The sequence below is a fragment of the Geothrix rubra genome (assembly GCF_030268065.1).
GTDB lineage: Bacteria > Acidobacteriota > Holophagae > Holophagales > Holophagaceae > Geothrix > Geothrix rubra.
Window position 1 is genome coordinate 483,436 of sequence record NZ_BSDD01000002.1, and the last position, 26,445, is coordinate 509,880.

Here is a 26,445-nt window from a genome sequence, read left to right on the forward strand (position 1 = left end):
TCTGGAGATGACATGCTCTCGCCGCTCTTGTCCTGCCTGCTCCTGGTCCAGGCCCCCCAACCAGCGCCACCCACTCCCGCGGCCCCGGTCTCCGCACCCGTGACGGTCACGCCCCCCGCACCCCCGCTTCCCCAGCCGCCCCCGGTGCCCGTCACCAAGGTGGAAGACGGCGGCCTCCTGGAGCACGCCTACTTCGGCGCCGTCCTTCCGTTCACGCCGAGGGAGGGGGTCGATACCCTCTGGATCAAGGACGGGCTCAGCCTGAAGGGCAAGCGGATCACCTATGGCACCTGGGAGACCAGGATCCTGAAGGCCGGTCGTCAAGAGCGGGACCTTCAGCGTGCCGCGGACCTGGCGAGGCTGATCCCCGATGCCCTCATGCCCCAGCTGCGCGCGGCTTTCCAGGGCATCGCGGACTGGCAGCTGGGTGGCACCGGCGAGTACCGGTTCGAGGCCCGGATCGTGGATGCGAACGTGCCGAACCAGGCGTCCAAGCTCGTCTTCGGCTGGCTGGGCGGGAAGGACAACCTGGAGAACGTCACCTGGGACATGAAGCTCGTCGACGTCGCGACCGGCGAGACCGTGCTGGCCTTCCACCACCGGATGGTCAAGGTCAACACCCTGGGATCCCTCGACTCATCCCTGCGGACCTGGGCGGAGGCGTTCCCGAAGCGCCTGGTCGCGCTGGTCCGCTGAGCCGCAGACGGACGGGGCGGGAACCCTGACCCGGAACCACCGCCCCGGACCCTCCCCGGGGTGGTGGGACGGTCCGGACGGGGCTAGGCTGGGGCCACCGCCCGGAGGCCCCATGAGTCCCGACGACCGCGCCGCCCTCCTCCTCTCGTACGCCCAGGGCCCGGAACAGCTCCGGCGGGCCGTGGAGGGCCTCCCTGCTGCCCTCCTGGATGCCCGGCCCGCGCCCGGGGCCTGGACCATCCGGGAGGTGGTGGTGCATGTGGCCGAGGCCGAGCTGCACGGCTACCTGCGGATGCGCTTCGCCATGGCCCAGGAGGGCGTGACGGTCCTCCCCTACGACCAGGAGGCCTGGGCGGCCACCTTCGCCGGGGCCGACCAGCCCCTCTCGGAGGTGCTCGACCTCTTCCGGCTGGTGCGCGAACTCCTGGCCCGCCAGCTGCGGTCGCTCTCGGAGGCCCAGTGGGCCCGGTCCGTCCGGCATCCCGAAGCGGAGGCGCCCCTCACGCTCGAGGCCCTCCTCGCCCGCTACGAGCACCACCTGAAGGTGCACCTGGCCCAGATCGCCCGGACCCACCGGGCCGTCGAGACCGCGGCCCGGTAGGGACCTCCAGGTCCCTGGAACCCCGGCCCGGGGGCCGTCCGGGATAGACTGGCGGCAGATCTCCCGATCTCCGTCCGCCCTGTCCCGGAGTCCCCATGTCCCTTGAACAGAAGATCGAGACCCTGAGGGCCAAGCACGCCCAGGCCCTGGCCGGCGGCGGCGAGGACCGTGTCCGCAAGCAGCATGAGGGCGGCAAGCTCACGGCCCGGGAGCGCGTGGCGGCCTTCCTGGACGAGGGCTCCTTCGAGGAGATGGATGCCCTCATGGTCCACCGCACCGAGGGCGTGGAGAAGATCCCGGGCGACGGCGTGGTGACGGGCTTCGGCCGGGTGGACGGGCGTCCGGTGGCGGTCTTCGCCCAGGACTTCACGGTCTTCGGCGGATCGCTCAGCGAGGCCTACGCCAAGAAGATCTGCAAGGTGATGGACCTGGCCATGAAGGTGGGCTGCCCCGTCATCGGCCTCAACGACAGCGGCGGTGCCCGCATCCAGGAGGGGGTGGTGAGCCTGGGCGGCTACGCCGACATCTTCCTGCGCAACACGCTGGCCTCCGGCGTCATCCCCCAGATCAGCCTCATCATGGGCCCCTGCGCCGGCGGCGCGGTCTACAGCCCCGCCATCACGGACTTCATCACCATGGTGAAGGGCACGAGCTACATGTTCGTGACGGGCCCCGACGTCATCCGGACGGTCACCCACGAGGAGGTGACGAAGGAAGAGCTTGGCGGCGCCCATACCCACGCGGCCAAGAGCGGCGTGGCCCACTTCGTGTGCGCCAGCGACCTGGCTGCGCTGGCCCATACCCGGGAGCTGCTCTCCTTCCTGCCCAGCAACAACCTGGGCGAGGCCCCGCGGAAGGCGCCCCGCACCCAGATGCCCCTCGAGAACCCCGACCTGGACAAGGTGGTGCCGGACGACCCCAGCAAGCCCTACGACATCCGCGACATCATCCGCGGCGTGGTGGACGATGCGCACTTCTTCGAGGTGCATGAGGCCTTCGCGCCGAATCTGGTGGTGGGCTTCGCCCGCATCGACGGCCGAAGCGTGGGCGTGGTGGCCAACCAGCCGGCCTTCTACGCCGGCGTGCTGGACATCGCCTCCTCCGAGAAGGGGGCCCGCTTCGTGCGCTTCTGCGACGCCTTCAACATCCCCCTCATCACCTTCGAGGACGTGCCGGGCTTCCTGCCGGGCGTGACCCAGGAGCACGGCGGCATCATCCGCCACGGCGCCAAGCTGCTTTTCGCCTTCTGCGAGGCCACGGTGCCCAAGATCACCGTCATCACCCGCAAGGCCTACGGCGGCGCCTACTGCGTGATGGCGAGCAAGCACATCCGCACGGACTTCAACTTCGCCTACCCCACCGCGGAGATCGCCGTCATGGGGGCGGAAGGGGCCATGAACGTCCTCCACGGAAGGACCATCGCCGCCGCCCCGGACCCGGCGGCCAAGCGGGCCGAGCTCATCGCGGACTACAACGAGAAGTTCGCCAATCCCTACATCGCTGCGGAGTTCGGCTTCGTGGACGAGGTGATCCTGCCCCGCGAGACGCGCCAGAAGCTCATCAAGGCCCTGGCCTTCCTCGACACCAAGCGGGACACCATGCCCCCCAAGAAGCACGGGAACATCCCGCTCTGAGCGGCCTTCAGGGCTAGACTCAGGGGATTCGTCCCGGAGCCCTCGATGCGCAGCCTCGCCCTCCTGCTCGCCCTGCCCCTCTCCGCCCAGGCCCTGCCACCCACCCCGGAGGCCGCCTTCTTCAAGGGCGATGCCCGGAAGGTGATGGTGGCCTGCGCGGACCGCGCCCTGGCCCTGAAGGCCAAGGACAGCCGCCTCATGGCCGAGTACGGCCGCGCTTTCCTGGCGGGCGGCGACCGGAAGCGCGCCGAGGAGACCTTCGAGCGGGCCGTGGCCCTGGACCGGAAGGACGGCGAGACCTACCGGCTCGTCGCCCTCGCCTGGCTGCGCAACGGGTTCAAGGCCGAGGCGCTGAAGGTCCACCAGCAGATGCTGGAGGCCGACCCCCGGGCCGACCGGCCCCAGAAACTCGCGGCCATCGACCTGCTGGAGGCGGGATGCCTTCCCGAAGCCGAGGCCATGATGGCGCATGTGCAGCAGGTGGCCCCCAAGGATACGGACAACCTCAAGGATTTCGCCCTCGCGGCGCTCCGGTCGGGCCAGGGGGCCCTGGGCAGCCGGTGGGCCGAGCGGGCCTGGGAGGCCGATCCCAAGGGCCTCCCCCGGGACTGGCACGACTGCTTCGACCTGGCCCTGGCCGCGCGGCAGGCCCGCATGGACGACCTCGCCGCCCGCTGGTTCGCGCGCACCCTGGCCGCGGATCCGAAGGAGGAGCGCATGTGGAACGCCGTCGCCCTCGCCTTTGCGGATCCCGTCGCCCAGGCGGGCGGGGCCGGGGCGGCCCGCTGACCGGACGGATGGCCCGGGCGCCAGGGGGGCCTCAACCGGCCAGCCCCATGCCCGTAGCCGACCCATTCCGGAGTCTCCATGCCCCCTGTCTTCCTTGATGACCAGCACCGGGTCCGCAACGGCTGGAAGGTCGCCGGCTACGTCGCCTGCACGCTGGCCCTCGGCTTCATCCTGAGCAACGCCTACGGCATGGTGCCCAGGGCCCTCCGCCCCGCCGGGGCGGGTCCCTGGATCGAGTTCGCGATCTTCCTGGGCGCCGCCTGGGCCTGCCTCCGCCTGGAGCGCGCGCCGCTCGCTTCCATCGGCTACCGGCTCGACGGCCGCTGGGGCCGGGAGCTGGCCCTGGGCACCCTGGGGGGCTTCGCCCTCATGGGGGTGACCGCCCTGGGGGTCCTCGCCCTGGGGGGCTTCCACTGGACGCGCACGCCCAATGTCGGGGTCGGCGCCTTGGCGAAGGGTCTCCTGCTCTACCTGGGCGTGGCCTTCGCCGAGGAGACCGGCTTCCGGGGCTACGCCTTCCAGCGCCTCATCCAGGGCGTGGGGGTGCCGGCGGCCCAGGTCCTGTTCGCCCTGTTCTTCGCCCTGGCCCACTGGGGCAACCCGGGCATGTCGGGCGCCACCCGGATCTGGGCGACGGTGAACATCGCCCTCGCGGCCCTCCTGCTGGGCCTCGCCTACCTCCGCACCGGCAGCCTGGCCCTGCCCATCGGCATCCACCTGGGCTGGAATTGGACCCAGGGCACCCTCTTCGGCTTCGGCGTCAGCGGGAACGCGGAGGCCGGATGGTGGACCCCGGTCTTCCACGGCCGGCCCGAATGGCTCACGGGCGGGGCCTTCGGCCTGGAGGCGAGCCTGCCCTGCGTGGTGGTCTGCGGCGCGGCGATCCTCCTCCTGGCGCGGTGGAGGGGATCCGCCCCCCTGGCCGCCCGGGCCTGATCAGCCCTCCGCGGTCCCCAGCCCCGCCAGGAAGTCCTCCAGCTCGCCCAGCTGATGCTCCAGGGCCTCGAGGGCCCGGCCCACCCCCTCCGTGGCCTGGGCCACCGTCTCGGTGGCCCCGTGCATGCCGCGGAAGGCCGTCGCCACCTCCTCGGCGGAGGCGCTCTGGCGCTGGCTCGTCTCGGCCATGCCGCCGATCATCCGGGCGGCTTCCTGTGAGGAGGCGATGATCCCGCCCAGGGCCTCGGAGAGGGCCCGGGTGTCCCGCTGGCTGGCGTCGAGGCGGCTGCCGCTGGAGGCCAGGGTGGCGATGGCGTCCTGGGTGCCCGCGACCACCTGGCCGATCTGGGCCCCGATCTCCCGGGTGGCCTGCCGGGTGCGCTCCGCCAGCTTCCGCACCTCCTCCGCCACCACCGCGAACCCCTTTCCGTGGGTCCCCGCGTGGGCCGCCTCGATGGCGGCGTTGAGGGCCAGCAGGTTGGTCTGGTGGGCGATCTCCTCGATCACCTGGACGATGGATCCGATCTGGTCGCCCTTGGCGCCCAGGTCCGAGATGGTCTGGCTGGTGTGCCGGCCCGCCTCCACCAGCTCGTCGATGGCCTGGAGGCTGACCCGCATGCGCTCGCCCCCCGCCAGGGCCTGCTGTTCGGCGGCGTGGGCATGCTCGGAGGACTGCGCGGCGGTCTCCGTGTTGCGCGCCACCAGGCGGCCCAGTTCCGCCAGGGCCTGCTCGATGTCCCGGAAGGCCTGCTGCTGGTCCGCCACCGCCCGGGTCATGTCGCGCATGTTCTCCGTGATCCGGCGGATGGCCTCGTGGTCCTCGTGGAGGAGGATCGTCACCCGCTGGAGCATCTCCCGCTGGCGGCCGCCCTGGCGCTCGGCCTCGGCCCGGGCCCCCTCCAGCTGGGCGGCGTTCTTCGCCTTCTGCCGCTCGGAGAGGCCGATCACGGCGAAGAGGGCCACGCTCAGGCCCAGGGCCGAGGAGAACTGGAGCTCCCGGAGGGCGTGCTCAGGAACCTGCCGCAGGGGCGGCACCAGCTCCAGGTTCACCAGCACGATGCCCAGCAGACCCATGCCCAGCCAGATCAGGCCCTGGCGGAGGTCCCCCAGCAGCAGGGCCCCGCAGGGCACCAGGGCGAACCAGAACACGTTGGAGGAGAGGACGCCGCGATTCACGTGGCAGAGCCAGGCCATGAGGCCCCAGATCATCAGCAGCAGCAGCTCCCGGGCCGGCGAGAGGCGGCCCGTGAGGCGAAGCAGGGGGAGCACCAGCAGGGCCGCGGCCCCGGCCACACCCACCCCCTCCACCGCCGCCGGGGCCCCCAGGTGGTGGTACTTGGCCATGAAATAGAGGCAGGCCACCGCCGCCACCAGGGCGATGCCCACGATGCTGCGGGCCCGGGCCGCCTGGTCGCGGTCCGCGGCCAGCCGGGGCGGGATCCACATCTCCACGGGCGAGAATCCGGACATGGGGGCTCCAATCGGAAGGTGGATGCCCCCTTCATCGGCCGCCGGTCCCGGATATGAAGTCCTATATGATCATGCAGGTTTTTCCCTGCGCCCGGGAGGAACCACGCCCCTCGGCTAGACTGCCTGGATGGATTACGCCGCCCTCGCCTCGGGCTCCCAGGGGAACTGCCATGCGCTCTCGGACGGCGGGCGGACCCTCCTGGTCGACGCGGGCGTCTCCCTGCGGCAGATCCGCCAGCGGCTGGAGGCCCTGGGCTGGGATCCGGGGGCGGTCCGCGCCGTGGCCCTCACCCACGAGCATTCCGACCACGTGGGCGCCCTCGGGGTCCTCCTCCGCCGCACGGACTGGTCCATCCTGGCCACGGCTGAGCTGCGCGCCGCCCTCTGGGCCTCCCAGCGCCTGGAGCTCCCCCGTGACCGGTGGATCGAGGTCCAGGCCGGCCGCCCCCTGGACTGGGAGGGCTGGCGCATCCTCCCCTTCGCCCTGCCCCACGACGCCGCCGACCCCGTGGCCTACCGCGTGGAGGCCGCCGGCTTCCAGGCCGCGGTGGTGACGGACCTGGGCCACGCCACGGCCCTGGTGGCCGACCATTGCGGGGACCTGGACCTGCTGGTCCTGGAGGCCAACCACGACGTGGACATGCTCCGCGAGGGCAGCTACCCGCCCCAGCTGAAGGCCCGCATCCTGAGCCGGGTGGGCCACCTCAGCAACGCCGCCATGGCCGAGCTGCTGGACCGGGTGCGCTCGCCCCGCCTGCGGGCCGTCGTGCTGGCCCACCTCAGCGAATCCAACAACCTGCCTGAACTGGCCCGCTTCGCCGCCGGGGAGGTGCTGGCGGGTACCGGGGTGGAGCTCCACCTGGCCCACCAGCGCGAGCCCCGCCAGGTGCGGCTGGACCGGACCGCCGGGGAACCCTTCCGCGCCGTCGGCGCACCTGCCTGAGGATGCCGATGCCCCGCCGTTCCGCCCTCCCCCTCCTCGCCGCCCTCGTGGTCCCCATGGCCCTGGGCGCCCAGTCCTTCGGGGACGGCCCCGCCTTCGGCGGCTCCCGGGTCTTCTCCGAGGGCTACGATCCCCTGGGCAGCAGCGCCCGCTTCGACCGGGTGCCCGCCGGCTGGTACGCCGCCTGGGAGGGCGGGGACGCCAAACCCCGCGGCTTCCGCACGGATTCCGACGCCCTGGCGCAGGCCGTCCAGGCTGGGGATCCGGCGGCCGCCGCCGCGGCCCTCCTGCGCCTCCAGGAGACGCCCTTCCCCCTCCGCCGCACGGCGTACGGCCTGGAGTACGCCGCCACCGGCGGCCTGCGGGTCGCCTTCGGCCGGGAGGTGCTCACCGGGGCCCAGGCCGGCCCGGCCCTCTCCGCCGAGGCCCGCCGGGCGGAGGTGGACCGCATCGTCGCCGGGGCCGGCAGCGGCGACGGCGGCTCGGCCTACGGCTTCACCTTCCGGCTCGAGCGCCTCCGCCTGGGCCGCGGCAGCGTCCCCTCGGCGCCCGATGACGCCCTGGGCTTCGGCACCACCGACCGCAGGGCCTGGAGCCTGACCTCCGACGCGGGCTTCACCACCCAGCTGACTCAGGGCCTCCGCTTCGGACTCACGGCGAGCCGCCTGATCCCGCGGCACTTCTGGGACGTCTACGAGCAGCCCCAGGCGCGGGCCGGCTTCGAGCTGGACCTGGGCGAAGCCGCCCGGCTGAGCGTGGAGGGCGACCTGAACGAAGCCGCCCGCCTGCCCATGCCCCAGAAGCAGAAGACGCTCTCCTCCTCCCTCCGGATCCTCGCCTCCCCGACGGTGACGCTCCTCGTCGGCGCCGAGCGGCGCACGGTGGAAGGCGTCTCGGCCACCCTGGCCGGCGTCTCCGTGCGGATCGCCACGGCCCCCCTGGTGCTGGGCCTGGGCTTCCAGTTCGGCGACGACCGGCCCCAGCGCGCCCTCTCCGTCCGCCTCGGAGGCTGATGATGAAGGCCGCCGCCCTCCTCCTGCCGCTGCTGCTCGCGCTTCCCGCCCTCGGGGCCCAGGCGCCCGTCGCCGGGGCCCCGCCCTCCCTGAAGGAGGTGGTGGAGCGCTTCGATGCCGCCCAGGCCCAGGTGCAGACCCTCCAGTGCCCCTTCACCCTGACCCTGCGGCGGGCCCTCCTGAAGACCCCCACCGTCACGAAGGGGACGCTGTACCTCCAGGGCTCGGACTTCGTCCACTTCGCCTTCCAGCCCCCGGAGGACCTGATCCTCCACCTCACCCCCAAGGCCCTCACGTCCTACAGCCCCGGGGCCAAACAGGGCGAGCTCCTCAAGATCGGCATCATCCGCAACGCCGACCGGAAGTTCCTGGGGCTCGGGCAGAAGCTGAGCTTCCTGTCGGAGTACTTCCAGATCGGCCTGGGCGAATCCAGGGACGTGCCGGGCACCTGGTTCCTCACCCTCCTCCCCCGGCGGATGGCCACGCGGAAGCGGATGCAGGCCCTGAACCTCTGGGTGGACCGGGAGACCTGGCTGCCCCGCCAGGTCCAGTGGATCGAGCGGAGCGGGGATTCCTGGCTGCTGGAACTGGGGCCCCTCAAGCTCAACCAGCCCCTGCCCCCGGCCGTGACCGGCTTCAAGCTGCCGGAGGGCATCCCTGTGCGGAATGAATTCAGCTTCTTCGCCACTCGGAAAAAGTAGGGGTACACTTCTAGGGCTTTCTCGAGGGCCCGATGATCGTGGTTTGCCCGGCCTGCCAGGCGCGCTTCCAGTACGACGACAGCCGCTTCGGCGCGGCCCGGATGAAGCGTTTCAAGTGCCCGAAGTGCGCCCACGTGTTCGAGGTCTTCAACCCGGCCCTCGCGGCGTCGGATCCCCTGGAGACCCTCTCGCGGCCCCTGCCCCCGGAGCCCGGTCCCGACGCCCCCACGCCGTCGGCGCCGCCGCCGATCACCCACACCACCACCCGCCGGGACCGGGAGGCCATGCTGGTGGCCGCCGGCCTGCAGGAACCGGGCATGCCCGCCGGCTTCAAGTTCAGCCTCGCCTTCCTCACCGGCCCCCAGGCCTCCACGGTCCAGGTCCTCGAGCGCGCCATCATCAGCATCGGGCGCGAGGACGGCGACGTGGTCACCCGGGACCCCGAGACCTCGCGGCGCCATGCCCAGCTGGAGATCCACGGGGACGGCACCGTGTGGCTGAAGGATCTGAATTCCACCAACGGCACCCTCGTCGAGGGCCAGCGCATTGCCGCCCCCACCCAGATTCAGAGCCAGCAGGAGTTCACCTGCGGCAACAGCACCTTCATGCTGCTGATCCGCAACACCGATGAGTTCCCTCTGAACTGAACGAGTCCCATGAGCCAGGATCCCTACGCGCCCTACCTCCGCCAGGCGGACGACCTCTTCTCGAAGGGGGAGCTCGTCAAGGCCGGCCAGATCTGGCAGGCCATCCTCAAGCAGGCCCCGCAGCACGTGGAGGCCCGCGGACGGCTCCTGCAGGTGAAGCAGCGCCTCCTGGCCCTGCAGGCCGAAGCCGCCGGGGCAGCCGCCCCGCCTCCTCCGGCGCCTGGACCGGCCGCTCCCGAGGCCGTGGCCTCCGAACCCATGGGTTCCACCGCGGCGGAGGGGGCCTCCGGGGCCGCTCCGGTCCCTCCGCCGCAGCCCACCCCGCCCCCCGAGCCCACCTCGGTGCCGGCACCGGCTCCTCCGCCCGCGCCCCCTGTGCCCCCGCCGGCCAGGGTCCCGGCCGGGGACCTGGACCCCGATCGACTCCTCAACGAGGGCTGCACCCTCTTCGACATGGGCCAGGTGGAGGATGCCCTCCGCAAGTGGGAGCAGCTGCTGGCCCTGGAGCCGGGCCATCGCCTCGCCCGCGAGTACGCCAACGGCGCCCGCCGGGACCTCGGGCTGCCGCCCCTCGAGGCGCCCGCCCCCGAGGTGTCCTCCGGCCCGGGCGCGACCATCGACGAGGAGGACGTCGACAAGCTGCTGCGCGAGGCCGTGCAGCTCTATGACATCGGCCTCGTGGAGGAGGCCGTCTCCAAGTGGGAGCGCGTCCTCGCCGCCGATCCCGGACGCCTGGACGTGAAGGCCTACCTGGAACAGGCCCGGTCCGAGCTCGGCCACCCGCCGACGGGGCCGGCCGCGCCCGCCGCGCCGGCCGCCCCGCCCCGCCCCGCCGGACTGGATCCCGGGATGCTGGACCTCAAGCTCCGCCAGGCGGACCACCTGCTCAGCCTCCAGCGCCACGAGGAGGCCGCCTTCACCTTCCAGCAGGCCCTGGCCCTCGATCCCGGGAATGCCCGGGCCCTGGACGGCCTGGAGCGCTGCCGTCCGACGCGGCCCCGTCCTCCCGCCCAGGCGCCGGAGCCCACCCCGGCCCCTGCGGTGTCCCGGGATCCCCAGGGCCGGATCGCCATGGTCGAGGATCCGGACCGCACCCTCATCACCGACCCGCCGGCCGTCGCCCCGCCCGCCTCCCTGGTGAAGGCCGCGCCGGCGCCGCGCCAGGGCCTCGCCATCCCGGATCGGGTCCATTCCCTCACGGAGCGGCTGCCCTGGCTCGGAGAGCCCAAGGTCCTGGCCATGATCGGCGGCGGCGTCCTCGTGCTGCTGCTGGGCGGCGGCATCCTCCACCGCTACCGCAAGGACCAGGCCCTCAAGGAAGCCGTCCAGGCCGCCCGCTCCGCGGCCCTGGGCCCCATCTCCCAGCAGGCCCAGGCCCCCGACCTCGCCGAGACGCCCGCCGCCATCCGCGAGGAGGCCCAGTCGGCCCTCGACACGGATCCCCTGCGGGCCTACCTCCGGGCGGCCACCCTCGTCCGGCGCGACCCCGCCGACGCCGCTGCCGCGCGGCTCCTGGAGAAGGCCAGGGCCGCCCTCCCCGGCGGCGTCGTGGGCGCCTCCCTGGCCGAGTACCAGAAGCACCTCCAGAGCGGGGACCTCGACGCCGCCGCCCAGGTCATGGACGCCCTCCTGCGCGCGACGCCCGACGACGCGGACCTCCGTGCCCGCGCGGGGCGCCTGGAGCTGGCCCTCTGCACCGCCCACGCGGCCCAGGGGCGGTGGGATGACGCGGCCCTGGACCTGCAGCGCGGCCGCGCCCTCTTCCCCGACGACAAGGGCTGGCAGGCCCGCCTCAAGCTGCTGGACCAGGTGCGCGCCATGCCCAAGGCCCAGCGGGGGGACTGGATCGCGCTGCTGGGCTGATGGCCGCAAGAACCGGGTCGCCGCGCCGCCCGGGCCGCCGGATGCTGGCCACAGGAGGCATCCCATGCACAAGGTCGTCCACCCGAAGATGCTCTACTTCGGGACGCCGGTGGTCCTCATCAGCACGCTGAACCCGGACGGCTCGCCCAACCTGGCCCCCATGTCCTCCGCCTGGTGGCTGGGGGACGCCTGCCTGCTCGGCATGAGCCGCCGGTCGCGGACCGTGGAGAACCTCGTCCGCGAGGGCGAGTGCGTCCTCAACCTGCCCTCCCAGGCCCTGGTGGGCGCCGTGGACCGCCTGGCCCTCCTCACCGGGAGCGACCCGGTGCCGCCCTACAAGGCCGCCCTGGGTTACCGGCACGAGGCCCGGAAGTTCGAGGCCGCGGGCCTCACGCCGGAGCCGGCCGACCTGGTGAAGCCCCCCAGGGCCCTGGAGTGCCCCGTCCACCTGGAGGCGAAGGTGCGCGGCATCCGGCGGGTCGGTGGCGAGGACAGCCACCTGGCGGCCATCGAGACCCAGGTGGTCCGGGTGCACCTCGACGAGGCGCTCCTGATGGCCCGGGAAGGGGACTACATCGACCCGGAGCGGTGGCGGCCCCTCATCATGAGCTTCTGCGACTTCTTCGGCCTGGAGGGCGGACCGCTGCTGCCTTCCCGCCTGGCCCGGGCCTGGCGGCCGCCCGCGGCCTCCTGAGGCTCAGGCCGACCGGACCCGCTCGAAGGCCAGGAGGGCCTGCTTCCGCGGCGCCCCCCAGTGGTACCGGCCCAGGGCGCCCGTGGCCTGGAGGACGCGGTGGCAGGGGATGAGGCAGGCGATGGGGTTCTGCCCCACGGCCGTGCCCACGGCGCGGAGGGCCCGGGGCGAGCCCGCCAGGGCCGCCAGGTCGCGATAGGAGATGGCCTGGCCCGGCGGCACCCGGAGCAGGGCCTCCCAGGTGCGGAGCTGGAAGGGCGTGCCCTTGAGCACGAGGCCCAGGGGCCGGCCGAGACCGCCCCGCAGGTGCGCGTCGAGGGCCTCGGCATAACCACGGATGCCGGCCTCGTCGGCCACCAGGCGGGCGCCGGGCCACCGCGCCCGCAGCTCCGCCAGGGCCCCCTCCCGGTCGTCGTCCTGGAGGAAGCCGAGGCCGCAGAGGCCCCGCTCCAGGGCCGCGAAGAGGGCCGGGCCGAAGGCCGTATCCGCCACGCCCCAGCGGATCGTGAGTCCCGCGGCCCGGGCCTTGTACTCGCCCGGCGTCATCCGCTCCAGCCCCAGGAAGAGGTCGTGCAGCCGGCTGGGCCCGGAGAGGCCCACCCCGTGGCTCACCTCGAGGAGGCTGCGGGACTCGGCCAGCATGCGCTTCGCCTCTTCCAGGGTCAGGACCTGGAGGAACCGCTTGGGGCTCACCCCGGCCCACCGCTGGAAGAGGCGCTGGAAGTGGAAGGGGCTCAGGCCCACCTCCGCGGCCACCCGCGCCAGGCTGGGCTGCTCCGCGGCGTGGGCGGTGAGGAAGCGGATGGCCTGCTCCACCCGGCTGTAGTCGCTCGTGGACATGAGGGCCTCCCCCACCAGGGTGGTCCCGGGAAGCCCCCCGCCCCACCCGGTTCTTGCGCCGATCAGGCCTCGACCCAGACTTCCGCCGGCACCGGATGGCTCAGAAAGTGGGTCATGCCCTCGTTGAGGCCGTAGGCCCCGGTGCGGCCCAGGGCCAGGAGGTCCCCCGGCGCCAGCTCCGGCAGGACGGCGTCGCCCAGCCGATCCAGGCTGGTGCAGAGGGGGCCCGCGAGCGTGTACGGGAGGTCGCCCCCGCCCTTGCCCACGGCCGTCACGGGGAAGGCCTGGCCCGTGAGGAGGGGCCGGATCAGGTGGTTGATGCCGCCCTCCAGGATGGCGAAGCGGACCCCGCGGCTTTCCTTGATCCGCACCACCCGCGCCAGGTACACGCCGCAGGGGCCAGCCAGGAAGCGGCCCGGCTCCAGGATGAGCTCCCCCGCGAACCAGGGATGGGACGCCAGAAGGTCAGACAGTCCATGTCCAAACCTTGCGAGGTCCAGCGGCGCCTCATCGGGCGCATAGGCGATGCCCAGGCCGCCCCCCAGGTCGATCTGCTCGAAGGCGAGGCCGTGCGCCTCGTGGAGCCGCTTGGCCAGGTCCAGCACGGCGCCGTGGATGGCCAGGAGCTTGGCGGCATCCCGCTGGTTGCTGGCGGCGAAGACGTGGAGGCCCCGGATGCGGACGTGGCGGAGCGAGGCGGCCCGGGCCAGCAGCGCCGGCACGTCCTCCTCGTCCACGCCGAAGGCCGAGGGACCCGTGCCGCCGATGATCCGGTTCCCCTCGTCGAGGTCGAAGGCCGGGTGCACGCGCAGGTTCACGGCCACCTCGCCCGCGGCCAGGGCGTCGAGGCGGGCCAGGTCCTCCCAGCCCTCGGCCTGCACGCGGACGCCCATCTCGAGGGCCTTCGCCAGCTCCGCCTCCCGCTTGCCGGGTCCCGCGAAGAAGGTCCGTCCCGGCGGCAGGCCCAGGGCCTCCACGCGCGCCAGCTCGCCGATGGAGGCGCAGTCGAAGCTGGCGCCCAGCCCCGCGAAGCAGCGCAGCAACGCCGGATGGGGGTTGGCCTTCACCGCATAGGCCAGCCGCACCCGGGCCGGAAGCGCCGCCCGGAGGGCCTGGAAGCCCGCCCTCGCCACGGAGGCGGAGTAGGCGAAGCAGGGCGTGCCGTGGGCCTCCGCCAGGGCCCGGCAGGTGGCGTCGTCGAAGGCGAAGAGGGGATTCATGGGCCGTTCACCGGGGCCAGTAGGGCGCCAGCCTCCGCACGCCTTCCTCGAGCTGCTCCGGAGTGGCGGCGAAGCTGAGGCGGGCGTGGGCGCGGCCGCCCTCGCCGAAGGCCAGGCCGGGGATGAGGACGACCTTGGCCTCGTCGCGCAGCTTCAGGGCGAAGGCCACGGGATCCGCCACGGCTGCGGGCGGCAGGGCCATGAAGTGGTAGAAGGTGCCGTCGGGCGGCAGGGCGTCGTGGCCGAGGTGCGTCTTGAGGGCCGCGGCCAGGGCCTGCCAGCGCTCACCCACGGCAACCCGGGCCTCCGCCAGCACCGCGTCCGAATGCTCGATGAGCGCGAGGGCGGCCCACTGGGCGGGCGTGGCCGTGCCGGTGACGGCGTAGCCGTGGACGGTGCGGGCGGGCACGAGCCAGGCGGGGTCGCCCACGGCCCAGCCCACGCGCAGGCCCGGCGCACCCCAGCCCTTGCTCACGGAGCTGGTGACCACGCCGCGGTCAGTGACCTCCCGCAGGCTGGGGCAGCGGGTGCCGAAGTGCAGGTCGCGGTACACCTCGTCGGAAATGAGCAGCACGTCCCGGGCGATGCAGGCATCGGCCACGGCCTTCAGGGCGGCCAGGTCGCCGCCGCCGCCGGTGGGGTTGGAGGGCAGGTTCAGCACCACGGCGGAGACCTCCTCCGTGGCCGCCAGCACCTTCAGCAGGGCCGCGGCGTCCAGCCGGAAGCGGTCGGCCGACAGCGGGTACGGCACGGGCTCGGCGTCGGCCATGCGGGCCAGGGCCGGGTAGGCCACGAAGCCCGGGTCGGGCACCAGCACCTTGGAACCGGGCCGCACCCAGGCCTGGAAGAGCGCGAAGAGGGCGCCCTGGGAACCTGTGGTGATGAGCACCTCGTCCGGGGTGGCGCCGTGGAAGGCGGCCACGGCCTTGCGCAGTTCCGGCAGGCCCGCGTGGGGCACGTAGGGGCAGGGCCCGGGATTCCGCAGGAGGGCCCTGCGGGCCGGTTCCGGCAGGTCCCAGGTGGGCTCCCCCAGGCCCAGGGCGATGGCCCCGGGGGGCGTGCCGTCGGTGATGGCCCGGATGGGGGAGGGCTTGAGTTGCGAGAGGCGGCTGGCCTGCTTCATCGAAGGGCTTGCTCCAAGGCGGTGGCGGCGTCGGTGCGCTCGTCCCGGTACTTCACGATACAGGGGGCCGACACCTGCAGTCCGTGAGCCTTGGCATAGTCTCCCGAGGCAGGGCGCGAGCCCGGCACCACCACGGCGCCCTCCGGCACCTCCTGGCGCAGCTCCCGGCCGTACACCAGGTCGTAGATCACCGTGCTGCCCGTGATCACCACGCCGGAGGCCAGCACCGCCCTGCGGCGCACCACGATGCCCTCGAAGAGGCCCACGAGGCCGCCCACGAAGGCGTCGTCCTCCACCACCACGGGGCGGGCCCCCGCGGGCTCCAGCACGCCGCCGATCTGGGCCGCGGCGCTGAGGTGCACCCGCCTGCCGATCTGGGCGCAGCTCCCCACCAGGGCGTGGCTGTCCACCATGGTGCCCTCGTCCACGAAGGCCCCCACGTTGATGTAGGCGGGCGGCATGACCACCACGCCCTTGGCCAGGTGGGCCCCCCGCCGGGCGGCGGAACCGCCGGGCACCAGGCGCACCGCGTCCTGGAGGACAAAGTGCCGGGGCGGGTACGCCGCCTTGTCGAACATGGGGAAGCCGGGTCCCTCCAGCTCCACCATCTGGGTGCGGCGGAAGCCCGCGAGGATGGCCTGCTTCACCCAGAGGTTGGCGGTCCAGGTGCCGTCTGAGGCGCGCTCGGCGGCGCGGACGGCGCCGGTCTCCAGGGCCGCCAGGAGGAGCTGGTGCATGGCCGGGGCCTGGGGATCGGCGGCCAGGGCCTCGGGGGGACGGTCGTAGAAGGCGCGGAGGATCTCGGGATTGCCGGTCATCACATCGCTCCGGGGATGGTGCCCTCGGCGCCCAGGCAGAGGGCCTCCGCCAGGCGCTTGCGGGTGGCGGCGTCCGCCGGCACGAGGGGCAGCCGGACCAGGTCCTCCCCCAGGCCCAGCAGCTTGAGGCCGGCCTTCAGGGGGATGGGGTTGCTCTCGAGGAAGAGGGCGTCCATCAGGGGCAGCAGCTGCTGGTGGAGGCGGCGGGCCTCCGCCAGGTTCCCCTCGCGGGCGGAGGCCACCATGGCCGCCGTCTCGCCCGGCAGGAGGTTGGCCAGGACGGAGACCAGGCCCTCGGCCCCCACGGCGATGGAGGCCAGGGCCAGGTTGTCGTCGCCCGAGAGGAGCTGCTTCCCCTTGGGCAGGGTGCGGGCGATCTCGGCGATCTGGGCCAGGTTGCCGCTGGACTCCTTCACGGCCACCACCTGGGGGTTGTCCCACAGCCGCGCCAGGGTGGCGGGCGTGAGGTTCAGCCCGGTCCGACCCGGCACGTTGTAGACCACGAGGGGGAAGCCCGGCGCGGCCTCGGCCACGGCGGCGTAGTGGGCCACCAGGCCCGAGGGCGTGGGCTTGTTGTAGTAGGGTGTGACGACCAGGGCCCCGGCCGCGCCCATGCCCTGGGCCCGCCGGGTCCACATGGCCGCGTGGCGGGTGGCGTTGTGGCCCGTGCCCACCACCACCGGCCGGCCGCCGCATTCCTCCAGGCAGGCGTCCACGATCGCGTCCCGCTCTGAATCGAGGATGGTGGCAGCCTCGCCCGTGGAGCCGAGCGGCACCAGCACGTCCACGCCGCCGGCCACGACATGGCGCACCAGCTTCCGGAAGGCGGGCAGGTCCACCTCCCCCGCGGGCGTGAAGGGGGTCGCCAGGGCGACCGAGAGTCCGGACAGGTCGAGCGTCATGGCGTGCCTCCAAAGTTGAACAGGGGGTCCAGCACCTCGCGGGCGAGGTCGTCCATGGTGAAGCAGCCCTTGCGGCCGCGGAGCCAGCGGGCGGCGCCGAGGGCGCCTTCCGCGAAGGGGGCCCGGGACCGGGCGCGATGGGTGAGCTCCACCACCTCGGCGGGGGCATCCAGGCCCACGGTGTGGGTGCCGAACTCCGCCCCGGCCCGCAGCACCCCCACGCTGAGCTGGTGGGGTTCCGCGGGGCCCAGGGTCCACTCCGTCTTGCGTGGGCAGCCGGCCAGGAGCGCCGCCGCCAGCGTTTTCGCCGTGCCCGAGGGCGCGTCGGCCTTCAGGCGGTGGTGGTGTTCGAAGAGGTAGGGATCCCGGGCGGGGTCCAGGGCGGCGAAGCGTCCCAGCACCGTGGCCAGGCGGGCCATGAGGGCCACGGCCAGGGAGAAGTTGGAGGCCGAGAGCACGCCGATGCGTCCCCCGACGCGGGCCCCCAGGCCCGGCATCGACCAGCCCGTGGTGCCGATCACCAGGTCCGTCCCCGTGGCCAGGGCCCAGTCCAGGTGCGCCTCCACGGCCCCCGCCACGCTGGCGTCGATGGCCACGTCCGCAGGGCCGCCGGGGACCTCGTCCCGTCCCACCTGCCAGGCCAGGGGCGTCCCCGCCGACTGGGCCGCCTCCACGATGGCCGCGGCGAGGCGGCCCCGGCCGAAGAGGCCGATGCGCAGCTCCGGATCGCTCATGCGGCCTCCGTCAGCACGCGATGGAGCCGTCGCAGGGCCTCGTCCGCCTGGTCGCGGCGGACCACCAGGCTCAGGTTGATCTCGTTGGCCCCCATGCTGATCATCTCCACGTTGATGCCCCCCAGGGCCGAAAGCAGCCGCGCGCCCAGGCCCGGCGTGGACTTCAGGCGCTCGCCCACGGCGGCGATGATGGCGCGGTCCTCGCTCACCTCCACCGTGGCGAAGGCGGACAGGTCCTGGAGCAGCGGCTTCAGGGGCACGTCGGCCTCCACGGTGAGGGACACGCTCACCTCGGCGGTCGCCACGAGATCGACGCTCACGCCCCGCCGGCCGAACACCTCGAAGAGCCGGGCCAGGAAGCCGCTCTGGGCCAGCATCCGGGAGCTGCTCACGGTGAGCACCGTCACCGGTCCCCGGCTGGCCAGCGCCGTGATGGGCCGCCCGGTGCGCACCTCGGCGGAGATGGTCGTGAAGCGGCCCTGCGGCTTCAGGGTGTGGCGCACGGTGACGGGGATGCGGGCCTCCACCGCCGGCTGGATGGTGGCGGGATGGAGCACCTTGGCGCCGAATGCCGCCAGCTCGGCGGCCTCCGCGAAGCTCAGCTCGGGGATGGGCAGGGCCTCGGGCACGATTCGGGGGTCGCAGGTGAGCACGCCCTCCACGTCGGTCCAGATCTGCACCTCCGTGGCACCCAGGGCCGCGCCGAAGAGGGCCGCGGAGTAGTCGCTGCCGCCGCGGCCCAGGGTGGTCGTGAGGCCATCCTCCGTGGCCCCGATGTAGCCCTGGGTGACCACCGCCCGGCCCGCCCCCAGCTGGGGCGCGAGGTGCCGCACCGCCAGGCCGCGGATGGCCGCGGGATCGGGCGTGGCCTCCCCGAAGGCGCCGTCCGTGCGGAGGACGGTGCGGGCGTCCACCCAGGCCGCGCCCAGCCGCTCCGCGAAGATCCGGGTGGAGAGCCGCTCGCCCAGGGAGGCGATGGCATCCATGCTCCGGGGGCTCAGCTCCCGCAGCAGCGCCACGCCGCGCAGCAGCAGCTCCAGCTCGCCAAAGTGCTCCGTGAGGGCCGTGTCCAGCGACTCCGGCACGGCCCCTGCGAAGAGCTCCTCCGCGGCCCGCCGGTGGGCGGTCATGATGGCCCGCTGCACCTCCAGGGCGCCGGGGAGGTCCCCGGATTCCGCTGTCCTGGCCGCCTGGAAGAGCGCGTTCGTGGTCTTGCCCATGGCCGAGAGCACCACCAGGGGGGCCTCCGGCAGGGCCGCGCGCACCAGGGTCTCCACCTGGCGCATGCAGGCCGCATCCGCGACGCTGCTGCCGCCGAATTTCATCACGATCATCGGAGGTACCCCTTCGCGTGGGCCAGCTCGGCATTGAGGATGCTGCCGCCGGCCGCCCCTCTCTCCGTGTTGTGTCCGAGCAGCGCGAACTTCACGCCCAGCACGGGGCAGGCCCGCAGCCGCCCGATGTGGATGCTCATGCCGTCGTCCAGCTCCACATCCCGGCGCACCTGGGGGCGGTCCTCCTCGTCGTGGAGGCGGATGGGCACCGCGGGCGCCGAGGGGAGGCCCAGGTGCTGCGGCTCGGGATGCCAGTCCAGCCAGGCGGCGCGGACATCCTCCAGGGTGGGGTTCCCCCGCAGGCGCACGCTGACGGCCTCGGTGTGCCCCTCCAGCACCGGCACCCGGTGGCAGAGGGCGCTCACGGCCAGGTCCGCGGGCGTCACGGTGCGACCCGCGAAGCGCCCCAGCATCTTGGGGATCTCCTCCTCCACCTTCGGCTCCTCGTTGCGGATGAAGGGGATCACGTTGCCGAGGATGTCCAGGCTGGGCACGCCGGGATAGCCCGCCCCGCTGACGGCCTGCATGGAGGTCATCAACACCGCCTCCACCCCGAAGGCGGCATGGAGGGGGGCCAGGGCCATCACCAGCACGGTGGCCGTGCAGTTGGCGTTGGTGACGATGCCGCCCGACCAGCCGTGGTGGGTGCGCTGGACCTTCAGCAGCTCCAGGTGTTCGGGGTTCACCTCGGGCACCAGCAGGGGCACCTCCGGGGCCATGCGGAAGGCGGAGGCGTTCGAGAAGACCAGGGCCCCGGCCCGGGCGAAGGCGGGCTCCAGCTCCGTGGCGGGGCCCGTGTCCAGGGCGCTGAACACGACCGGCGAGAGGGTGTGCTCGGGGGCGCCCTCGCCCATGACCTGGTCGCCGAGGCCGCCGTAGGGTTCGCCGTCCAGGCGCCAGGCGCAGGCCTCCCGGTAGCGCTTGCCGGCGCTGCGGTCGCTGGCGGCGAGGTGCTCGATGCGGAACAGGGGATGGTCGGCCAGGCGGCGCACGAAGCGCTGGCCGACGACGCCGGTCGCGCCCAGGACGGTGACGGGGATGCGGTGGCTCATGGGGCGTCTCCTTGGGATCAGGCGTTCAGGAAGTGGTGGGCGAGGCGGAGGTTGAGGCCCACGCCCGCCTCGAGGTCGGCCAGGGCGAGGTGCTCGTCGAGGGTGTGCGCCACGGCGATGCTGCCCGGGCCCGCCAGCACCACGGTGCGGTCCGGCACCAGGGCCCGCAGGGCCGGGGCGTCGGAGCCGAAGGGCATGGCCGCATGCTCGAAGCCCGGGATCTCCGGGTAGCGGTCCGGCGGCTCGTCCAGGCGCACCTCCAGTGAGCCCTCCGGCGGCGCCAGGCGGCGCACCGCCTCCGCGAAGCCGCTGCCCGGGAGGCTGCGCAGGAGGATGTCCGCCCGGGCGGCGGCCGGCACCGAGTTGAGCGCTTCCCCCGCCTGCAGCAGGCCCAGGTTCCACACCTCGGGGCCCAGCTGCGGGTCCGCCGCCCGCGGCAGGTCGCGCAGGCGCTGGAGCCAGTCCAGCAGGGGCCAGGTGGCATCGTGGCCCAGTTCGGGACTGCCGCTGTGGGCCGCCCGGCCCGCGCACTGGAGGCAGAGGTGCTGCACCCCCCGCTGTCCCGTGGCCAGCTTCAACTCGGTGGGCTCGCCGTTCACCAGCACCCGCAGGTCCTGCAGCAGGTCCGCGAGGCCCAGCGCCGCACGGGCCCCGGCGCTGTCGGTCTCCTCGCCCACCACCCCCAGCCAGGCCACGCCCTCGGCCCCCTCGGCCAGGAGCCGCTTCACGGCCCCCAGCTGGGCCATGATCTGGCCCTTGGCGTCGCAGGCCCCCCGGCCGTGGAGGATCTCCCCTTCGAGGCGGGGCGGCAGGAAGGGGGGCACGGTGTCGAGGTGCGTGGAGAAGAGCACCCGGGGCCGTCCCCAGGTGGCCAGGACGTTCGTGCGGCCCGGCCCCACCGGCTGCTCGACCACCTCCGCGCCGAGCTCCGCCAGCAGGGGCAGCAGGACCGGCCGAAGGGCGTCCTCCTCCCCGGAGGTGCTGTCGCAGGCGCACAGGGCCTCCAGCCGGCCCGTGAGCCAGGTTCGGAGATCGGCGGTGGAAGCGTCCATGGAACCCTCGTCGTGCCGACGGTGCCATCCGGAACGCGGGAGGCCTGGGGCCTGCCGCCGCTCCTCAGGCCCTCCACGCGGGGTGTCCCGCGCGACAGCCGCCGGGCTTTCGCCTCGACGTCCAGGGTGCGCGCCGATGATTCGCGAACCCTTCGGCGATCCTCCCCGTTCACGTCGGGTCACCGGGTTCATCGCCCTCGCCGCCGCTACTGATGGGGACCGCTCCTCCATCGGAACCTCCACCTTCCCATGGTCCGGGGACCGGACACAACCCCCGTGGCTACATCAACTCCTGCAGGAGGGCTTCCCCCAGGGGCCATTCCCCGTGGCCGGAGGCCTGGTTCAGGTGGCCGCAGGGCCCGAGGTCCACGAAGCGGGCCCCCCAGGCCTCCGCCAGCCACCGGGCCCGGTCCAGGGCCATGAAGGGGTCGTCGCTGGAGGCGGCCACCAGGGCCGGGAAGGGCAGCGTGGCCCGGGGGATGGGGCCGAAGCCCCGGAGCACCTCCAGGGTGTCGGGCCGCTCCACATCCGGCGGGACCGCCAGCAGCGCTCCCCGCACCTCCCGCGGGCTCCCGGCGGCCCAGTGCACGATGGCCAGGCACCCCAGGGAATGGCCCACGAGGAGGGGCGGCTCCCCGCAGGCCGCGACGGCGTCATCCAGGGCCTCCACCCAATCCGCCCGGTGGGGGAAGTCCCAGTTGGGCATCTCCACCCGCCGGGCATCCCGCTGGGTGCCCTCCCAGAGGCTCTGCCAGTGGCCGGGGCCCGAGTTCTGGTAGCCGGGGACGAGGAGGATGGGGGACATGGGACACCCGATGTGGGTCCCGGCCGTCAGGGCCCGGGAGGATCTGGGATCGCGGGCGGGGGCGCGACGGCATCCGCCAGGTGGCGGACGTAGCCGCTCAGGTCCGTGACCGCCCGGACAGCCTCGGGCGCGGCCCGGAGGAGCTGGAAGTAGCCCAGGTAGGCCGCATAGACCAGGAGGGCCCGCTGCCGGCTTTCGGCCTCGGATAGCCCGAGGGCCTGGAAGGCCTCCATGCCCAGGGCCATGCGCCGCTCCGTGGCGCGGCGCAGGAAGGGGCTCACCCGGGGATCCTCGCTGGAAGCCGCCAGGGCGGCGAAGATGAGGCCGTTCTCCAGGTCCTCGAAGGCCGCGAACATGAGCACCCGAAGGCGGCGGTGGGGATCCAGGATGCCCCGGTAGCGGTCCACCACATCGGTGCTCTGGTCCTGCTCCCAGGCCTCCAGGGCCGCCTGCACCAGGGCGTCCCGGTTCTCGAAGTGCCAGTAGAAGCTGCCCTTGGTCACCCCAAGAACCTGGGCCAGGGGTTCCACGGCGACGGCGGACACCCCCTCCCGGGCCATGAGCAGCTGGGCCGCCTTCACCCAGGCCTCCGGAGAGAGGGGACCGGCCGGTCGGGCGGCCTTCTTGCGGGGAGGGGGCATGGGGACCTTGACAGGGCGGACGCCATGACCATACTCGTCAGTATGGAATCCATACGCAAGCGTATGTTCATCCAACCCGGAGGTCCCATGAGCCTCTCCCGCAGCATCCTTGCCGCCGTAGCCCTGGCCCTGCTGGCCCTGGGCTGCGCCACCCCCGAGACGGTCCAGCGCCGCAGCAGCCTGGCCTCCTACCTGGGCGCCAAGCCCGCCCCGCCGGCCGCCCCCGCCCCGGGGCCCGCCGAGGTGGCACTCCCCTTCCGGCTCGGCATCGCCTTCGTGCCGGCCGATCCCACCCAGAGCCGGGGCGACATCGCCCCCACCAACCAGCTGGGCCCCCTCGGCGCCGGCCAGGAGCCCGAACTCCTGGATCGGGTGACCACCTCGTTCGCGCAGAAGGCCTGGGCCAGGGACCTGAAGCCCATCCCCTCCCTCTACCTGGCCCGGGGCGGTGGCTGGGAGGACCTGGACAAGGTGGCCCGCAGCTTCCAGGTGGAGGTCATCGCCCTGGTCTCCGTGGACCAGGTCCAGTTCAGCAATCCGAAGTGGTACGCCTGGACCTACTGGACCCTGGTGGGCGCCTACATGGTGAAGGGCGACAAGAACGACACCACCACCGTGGTGGATGCGGCCGTCTACCACGTGCCCTCCCGCACCCTGCTCTTCCGGGCCGGGGGCCTGGGCACCGCCAAGGGCACCTCCACCTGGTCCGGGCGGGAGGACGCCTTCCGGACCCAATCCCGGGAGAGCCTGGCCCTGGCCATGGCCGACCTCTCCGCCTCCCTCGACCGCGAGGCCGCCGCCTTCCGCCAATCCGTGGCCAAGGGTGCCCGGACGGACGTCCGCCTGGTGGACCCCACCCTGCCGGCGCCCCCCACCGAGCCCGTCTCCCGCTGACCCGCCCGGAGCCGGACGGCGGGCCACGGAGGCTCCCATGAAACCGGTGCTCCTCGCCCTTCTGTGCGCCCTGGTCGCGGCCCTCGGCTGCGCCCGCATCTACCGGCCTGTGGCCCTGGCCATGCCTCCGACGGCCGCCTCCACCGAGGGGCTCGCGGGCTCCCTGGCCCTCCAGCCCTGGGGCGACAATTCCCGCTACGAGGCCCAGGCCCGCCGGGCCGGGCTCCGGGTGGCCGTCCTGGTCCTGGAGAACGGCTCGGCCTCCGACCTGGAGCTCCTGGGCCTGGAAGCCCCCGACAACGTCAGCATCCTCTCGGCAGAGACGGCGGCTGGCCTCGTGAAGCAGCACGCCGTGGCCTACCTCCTGTACCCGTTGGTGCCGGGGATGCTCATCCCGGGATCGGCCACCAAGGGATCCTACGGCCCCTCCGACCAGGCGATGTTCTCGGCCCTGGCCATCGTCGGCGCCTGCATCGGCGTGCCCAATGCCCTCGTGGCCGCCCGGAGCAACCGCCGCCTGGAGGCCTTCCTCCGCGACTCCGCCTGGGCGCCGGGGACCCTGCGCCCGGGCCAGGTGGTGCGGGGCCTGGTCTTCGTCCGGAGCCGGGATCCCTACACCCCCCTGGTCCTCCGCCTGCGCGCCCGCGGGGGCACCGGGGAGCAGGCCCTGGCCCTGGCCTGTCCCGGCGTGAGCCCGCCCTGAGCCGTGACTCGGGCCGGCGCTAGACTGGAGGTCTGGAGCGCGCCATGTCCCTCGTGATCGCCGGCAGGACCTTCGAGAACCGCCTCGTGCTCGGCACGGGCAAGTATCAGGACTTCGCCACCATGCAGGCCTGCTACCGGGCCGCGCGGGTGGAGATGGTGACCCTCGCCGTGCGCCGCTTCGACCTCAACGCCGCGGGGGAGGAGAACATCCTCAACTGGATCCCCAAGGACATCGCCCTGCTGCCCAACACCGCCGGCTGCTACACCCGCGAGGAGGCCCTGCGCGTGGCCCGCCTGGCCCGCGAGGCCCTGCAGACGGACTGGGTGAAGCTCGAAGTGATCGGCGATCCGAAGAGCCTCTACCCCGACAACGAGGAGACCCTGGAGGCCGCTAAGATCCTCGTGAAGGAGGGCTTCACGGTGCTGCCCTACGTGAACGCCGATCCCATCCTGGCCAAGAAGCTCTGCGACGTCGGCTGCGCCGCCGTGATGCCCCTGGGCAGCGCCATCGGCTCCGGCCTGGGCGTCCAGAACCCCATGACGCTGCTCCTCATCAAGGAGGTGGTGGAGGGCTACAAGCTGCCCATGATCGTGGATGCCGGCGTGGGCACCGCCTCCGACGCCACCCTGGCCATGGAGCTGGGCGCCGACGGCGTGCTGCTCAACACGGCGGTGGCCGAGGCGGGCGATCCCATCCGCATGGCCCAGGCCATGGACCACGCGGTGGTCGCCGGACGCCTGGCCTTCGAATCCGGCCGCATGCCCAGGCGCCTCTACGCCAGCGCCAGCAGCCCACTGGCGGGCGTCGTGGGGCGGTAGGACCTGGCCGGGCTGCAGGACAGGAAGGGGCCCCGGTCGGGGCCCCTTCCGCTGGACAGACGAGCCCGGGGCTAGTCCTTCTTCTCCGCCGGCGCGATGTGCGGCACGCGCTCGGGCATGTTCAGGAACTCCCAGGCGGTGGCGGCCATGGCCTGGGCCCCCTGGATGAGGTCCGCCGGGATCACGTGCGTGAAGGTGTCCGCCTGGCTGTGGTGGGTGATCTTCATGTAGTCCACGGGATCCTGGATGGCGGCGAAGGCCGGCACGCCCAGCTGGAAGAAGGGCCAGTGGTCCGTGTCGCCGGGCTGCGTGAAGGCGCCGATCTCCCGGCAGCCGAGGTTGTTGGCCGGGGCCATGGCCTGGGCGAGGGGCGCCCGCCAGATCTCCTGGCCCATGTCCGGCCAGCCCAGGATGCGGCCGGTGCCCATGTCGTCGATGAGCACGGCCTGCAGGTTCGCGGCCTCGGCCGCGTGGGCCTTGGCGTAGGCGTTGGAGCCCAGGAGGCCCTCCTCCTCGCCACTGAAGAGCACCACGCGCAGGGTGCGCCGGGGCTTCAGGCCCAGGGCCTGGATGGCCCGGAGCACCTCCATGGCGGCCATGGCGCCGGTGCCGTTGTCCGTGGCGCCCGTGCCCAGGTCCCAGGAATCCAGGTGCCCGCCCACGATCACCACCTGGTCGGGCCACTCCGAGCCCTTGATCTCGGCCACCACGTTGTGGGCCTGCACGGGCTCCTTGCCCATCTCCCCGGCGATCTGGATCTCCACGACGGGGTGCTGGCCGCGTTTCACGAGGCGCGTCAGCATGTCCGCCTGCTCGCCGGAGAGGAAGGCGGTGGGCGTTGTGGCGCGGCCCCAGCGGGGCACGGGGCTGCCGGTCATGTTGAGGAGGTCGTCCGGGCGGCCGGAGCCGCGGAGCAGCACGGCGGCCTTCAGGTCCTTCATCAGGCCCATGAGCTCGCTGTAGTAGGTGCGGCGGTCGACCTTGGGGTCGGGCTTGGGCAGGGCGCCCATGAGCACGATCTTCCCCTCGAGCGTGGGGAGGAGTGCCTTGAGCTCCTCCACGGTCTGGGCCTGGAGGACCACCAGCTCCCCCTTCACCGGGCCCTTCGTGGCCGGGCTCCAGGCCATGGCCGCCAGGTGCAGGTCCATCCCGTTCAGGTTCACCAGCCGGCCCCAGTCGTGGCCCCGGGTCCAGCTCGGGCCGAAGTCGTAGGCCTCCGTGTGGACGTTCAGGGCCCCGTAGGCCTTGAACTTGTCCATGGCCCAGGCTTCCGCCTTGAGCAGCCGCTCCGACCCCGTCAGGCGGGGGCCGATGTCGTCGCTCAGGGCCTCCAGGTTCGTCACGACCTGGGGGCGTTCCCCGATCTCGCGGATGAGGCGCGCCACCTCGCTGGTGAAGGGCTTGTCGGGGATGCCGAACTCGAAGCGGGGCTTCTCGGCCTTCCTGGGCTCGGCCGGAGCCTGGGCCAGGAGGGAGAGGGCGCCAAGGCCCAGGGCGAGTGCGGAGAGGGGACGCATGG

27 protein-coding genes and 1 riboswitch are annotated in these 26,445 nt (G+C 73.2%); of the genes, 14 read left to right on the forward strand and 13 right to left on the reverse strand.

The genetic code is table 11. The features are described from left to right. Positions 1 to 12 precede the first annotated feature (12 nt). The 5 genes from QSJ33_RS06935 to QSJ33_RS06955 all read left to right on the forward strand — a co-directional run bounded on the left by QSJ33_RS06935 (position 13) and on the right by QSJ33_RS06955 (position 4,656). Positions 13 to 696, forward strand: a complete 684-nt coding sequence (locus QSJ33_RS06935; RefSeq protein ID WP_285723907.1) for a hypothetical protein — start codon at positions 13 to 15, stop codon at positions 694 to 696. Between the two features lie 112 nt (positions 697 to 808). Beyond that, entirely contained in the window at positions 809 to 1,297 is a 489-nt protein-coding gene (locus QSJ33_RS06940) for a DinB family protein (RefSeq protein WP_285723909.1), read from the forward strand. 95 nt (positions 1,298 to 1,392) lie between these two features. Further along, entirely contained in the window at positions 1,393 to 2,931 is a 1,539-nt protein-coding gene (locus tag QSJ33_RS06945; protein WP_285723911.1) for an acyl-CoA carboxylase subunit beta, read from the forward strand. 45 nt (positions 2,932 to 2,976) lie between these two features. Further along, positions 2,977 to 3,720 (forward strand): tetratricopeptide repeat protein, encoded by a 744-nt coding sequence (locus tag QSJ33_RS06950; RefSeq protein ID WP_285723913.1) that lies wholly within the window; start codon positions 2,977 to 2,979, stop codon positions 3,718 to 3,720. A gap of 78 nt (positions 3,721 to 3,798) precedes the next feature. Beyond that, a complete protein-coding gene (locus QSJ33_RS06955) occupies positions 3,799 to 4,656 on the forward strand; it encodes a CPBP family intramembrane glutamic endopeptidase (RefSeq protein WP_285723915.1) in 858 nt (285 codons plus the stop codon). Here QSJ33_RS06955 and QSJ33_RS06960 read toward each other — a convergent pair whose 3' ends face one another. After that, on the reverse strand, positions 4,657 to 6,126 hold the full coding sequence (locus QSJ33_RS06960; RefSeq protein WP_285723917.1) for a methyl-accepting chemotaxis protein: 1,470 nt from the start codon (positions 6,124 to 6,126) through the stop codon (positions 4,657 to 4,659). Between the two features lie 127 nt (positions 6,127 to 6,253). Between QSJ33_RS06960 and QSJ33_RS06965 the strand changes: the two genes are divergently transcribed. From QSJ33_RS06965 to QSJ33_RS06990, 6 genes are all read left to right on the forward strand, one after another. Then, complete coding sequence (locus QSJ33_RS06965) at positions 6,254 to 7,069, forward strand: MBL fold metallo-hydrolase (protein ID WP_285723919.1); 816 nt, start codon at positions 6,254 to 6,256, stop codon at positions 7,067 to 7,069. Between the two features lie 8 nt (positions 7,070 to 7,077). Next, positions 7,078 to 8,082 (forward strand): hypothetical protein, encoded by a 1,005-nt coding sequence (locus tag QSJ33_RS06970; protein ID WP_285723921.1) that lies wholly within the window; start codon positions 7,078 to 7,080, stop codon positions 8,080 to 8,082. 2 nt (positions 8,083 to 8,084) lie between these two features. After that, positions 8,085 to 8,783: a LolA family protein gene (locus QSJ33_RS06975; protein WP_285723923.1), complete on the forward strand. Its 699-nt coding sequence runs from the start codon at positions 8,085 to 8,087 to the stop codon at positions 8,781 to 8,783. 32 nt (positions 8,784 to 8,815) lie between these two features. Beyond that, a complete protein-coding gene (locus QSJ33_RS06980) occupies positions 8,816 to 9,430 on the forward strand; it encodes an FHA domain-containing protein (RefSeq protein WP_285723925.1) in 615 nt (204 codons plus the stop codon). Between the two features lie 9 nt (positions 9,431 to 9,439). Further along, positions 9,440 to 11,293 (forward strand): hypothetical protein, encoded by a 1,854-nt coding sequence (locus QSJ33_RS06985; protein WP_285723927.1) that lies wholly within the window; start codon positions 9,440 to 9,442, stop codon positions 11,291 to 11,293. Positions 11,294 to 11,357: 64 nt separating this feature from the next. Next, positions 11,358 to 11,987: a flavin reductase family protein gene (locus QSJ33_RS06990; protein WP_285723928.1), complete on the forward strand. Its 630-nt coding sequence runs from the start codon at positions 11,358 to 11,360 to the stop codon at positions 11,985 to 11,987. Between the two features lie 3 nt (positions 11,988 to 11,990). Here QSJ33_RS06990 and QSJ33_RS06995 read toward each other — a convergent pair whose 3' ends face one another. The 11 genes from QSJ33_RS06995 to QSJ33_RS07045 form a co-directional block, all read right to left on the reverse strand. Continuing rightward, complete coding sequence (locus QSJ33_RS06995) at positions 11,991 to 12,827, reverse strand: bifunctional transcriptional activator/DNA repair enzyme AdaA (protein WP_285723930.1); 837 nt, start codon at positions 12,825 to 12,827, stop codon at positions 11,991 to 11,993. A 62-nt stretch (positions 12,828 to 12,889) separates the two neighbouring features. Next, the gene (locus QSJ33_RS07000) at positions 12,890 to 14,047 is read right to left on the reverse strand and encodes an alanine racemase (RefSeq protein ID WP_285723932.1); all 1,158 of its coding nucleotides are present in this window, start codon (positions 14,045 to 14,047) and stop codon (positions 12,890 to 12,892) included. A 7-nt stretch (positions 14,048 to 14,054) separates the two neighbouring features. Continuing rightward, positions 14,055 to 15,170, reverse strand: a complete 1,116-nt coding sequence (locus QSJ33_RS07005) for a pyridoxal phosphate-dependent aminotransferase (protein ID WP_285723934.1) — start codon at positions 15,168 to 15,170, stop codon at positions 14,055 to 14,057. Next, the gene (locus QSJ33_RS07010; RefSeq protein ID WP_285723953.1) at positions 15,167 to 15,988 is read right to left on the reverse strand and encodes a 2,3,4,5-tetrahydropyridine-2,6-dicarboxylate N-succinyltransferase; all 822 of its coding nucleotides are present in this window, start codon (positions 15,986 to 15,988) and stop codon (positions 15,167 to 15,169) included. Before QSJ33_RS07010 ends, QSJ33_RS07005 begins: the two co-directional genes overlap by 4 nt. After that, positions 15,988 to 16,890: a 4-hydroxy-tetrahydrodipicolinate synthase gene (gene dapA / locus QSJ33_RS07015; protein WP_285723955.1), complete on the reverse strand. Its 903-nt coding sequence runs from the start codon at positions 16,888 to 16,890 to the stop codon at positions 15,988 to 15,990. Before dapA ends, QSJ33_RS07010 begins: the two co-directional genes overlap by 1 nt. Further along, the gene (locus tag QSJ33_RS07020; RefSeq protein WP_285723957.1) at positions 16,887 to 17,624 is read right to left on the reverse strand and encodes a 4-hydroxy-tetrahydrodipicolinate reductase; all 738 of its coding nucleotides are present in this window, start codon (positions 17,622 to 17,624) and stop codon (positions 16,887 to 16,889) included. Before QSJ33_RS07020 ends, dapA begins: the two co-directional genes overlap by 4 nt. After that, positions 17,621 to 18,958: a lysine-sensitive aspartokinase 3 gene (lysC, locus tag QSJ33_RS07025; protein ID WP_285723960.1), complete on the reverse strand. Its 1,338-nt coding sequence runs from the start codon at positions 18,956 to 18,958 to the stop codon at positions 17,621 to 17,623. The genes QSJ33_RS07020 and lysC overlap by 4 nt, the downstream gene beginning before the upstream one ends. After that, positions 18,955 to 20,010 (reverse strand): aspartate-semialdehyde dehydrogenase, encoded by a 1,056-nt coding sequence (gene asd, locus QSJ33_RS07030; protein ID WP_285723962.1) that lies wholly within the window; start codon positions 20,008 to 20,010, stop codon positions 18,955 to 18,957. The genes lysC and asd overlap by 4 nt, the downstream gene beginning before the upstream one ends. A 17-nt stretch (positions 20,011 to 20,027) precedes the next feature. After that, complete coding sequence (locus QSJ33_RS07035; RefSeq protein ID WP_285723965.1) at positions 20,028 to 21,062, reverse strand: M20 family metallopeptidase; 1,035 nt, start codon at positions 21,060 to 21,062, stop codon at positions 20,028 to 20,030. Between the two features lie 58 nt (positions 21,063 to 21,120). After that, a riboswitch (Lysine riboswitch) is annotated at positions 21,121 to 21,300 on the reverse strand. A 42-nt stretch (positions 21,301 to 21,342) separates the two neighbouring features. Then, positions 21,343 to 21,867, reverse strand: coding sequence for an RBBP9/YdeN family alpha/beta hydrolase (locus QSJ33_RS07040; protein ID WP_285723967.1), 525 nt, complete (start codon positions 21,865 to 21,867; stop codon positions 21,343 to 21,345). A 26-nt stretch (positions 21,868 to 21,893) separates the two neighbouring features. Further along, positions 21,894 to 22,508 carry a TetR/AcrR family transcriptional regulator gene (locus QSJ33_RS07045; RefSeq protein ID WP_285723969.1) on the reverse strand — a complete coding sequence of 205 codons (615 nt, stop codon included), beginning with the start codon at positions 22,506 to 22,508 and terminating at the stop codon, positions 21,894 to 21,896. An 87-nt stretch (positions 22,509 to 22,595) separates the two neighbouring features. Between QSJ33_RS07045 and rhlP the strand changes: the two genes are divergently transcribed. The 3 genes from rhlP to QSJ33_RS07060 are packed head-to-tail and all read left to right on the forward strand — an operon-like array spanning position 22,596 to position 24,926. Beyond that, positions 22,596 to 23,402, forward strand: coding sequence for a rhombotarget lipoprotein (gene rhlP, locus QSJ33_RS07050; RefSeq protein ID WP_285723971.1), 807 nt, complete (start codon positions 22,596 to 22,598; stop codon positions 23,400 to 23,402). Between the two features lie 37 nt (positions 23,403 to 23,439). Further along, positions 23,440 to 24,105 (forward strand): hypothetical protein, encoded by a 666-nt coding sequence (locus QSJ33_RS07055; protein ID WP_285723973.1) that lies wholly within the window; start codon positions 23,440 to 23,442, stop codon positions 24,103 to 24,105. Positions 24,106 to 24,149: 44 nt separating this feature from the next. Continuing rightward, the gene (locus tag QSJ33_RS07060; RefSeq protein ID WP_285723975.1) at positions 24,150 to 24,926 is read left to right on the forward strand and encodes a thiazole synthase; all 777 of its coding nucleotides are present in this window, start codon (positions 24,150 to 24,152) and stop codon (positions 24,924 to 24,926) included. Between the two features lie 71 nt (positions 24,927 to 24,997). Here QSJ33_RS07060 and QSJ33_RS07065 read toward each other — a convergent pair whose 3' ends face one another. Next, entirely contained in the window at positions 24,998 to 26,443 is a 1,446-nt protein-coding gene (locus QSJ33_RS07065) for a M20/M25/M40 family metallo-hydrolase (RefSeq protein ID WP_285723977.1), read from the reverse strand. Positions 26,444 to 26,445 lie beyond the last annotated feature (2 nt).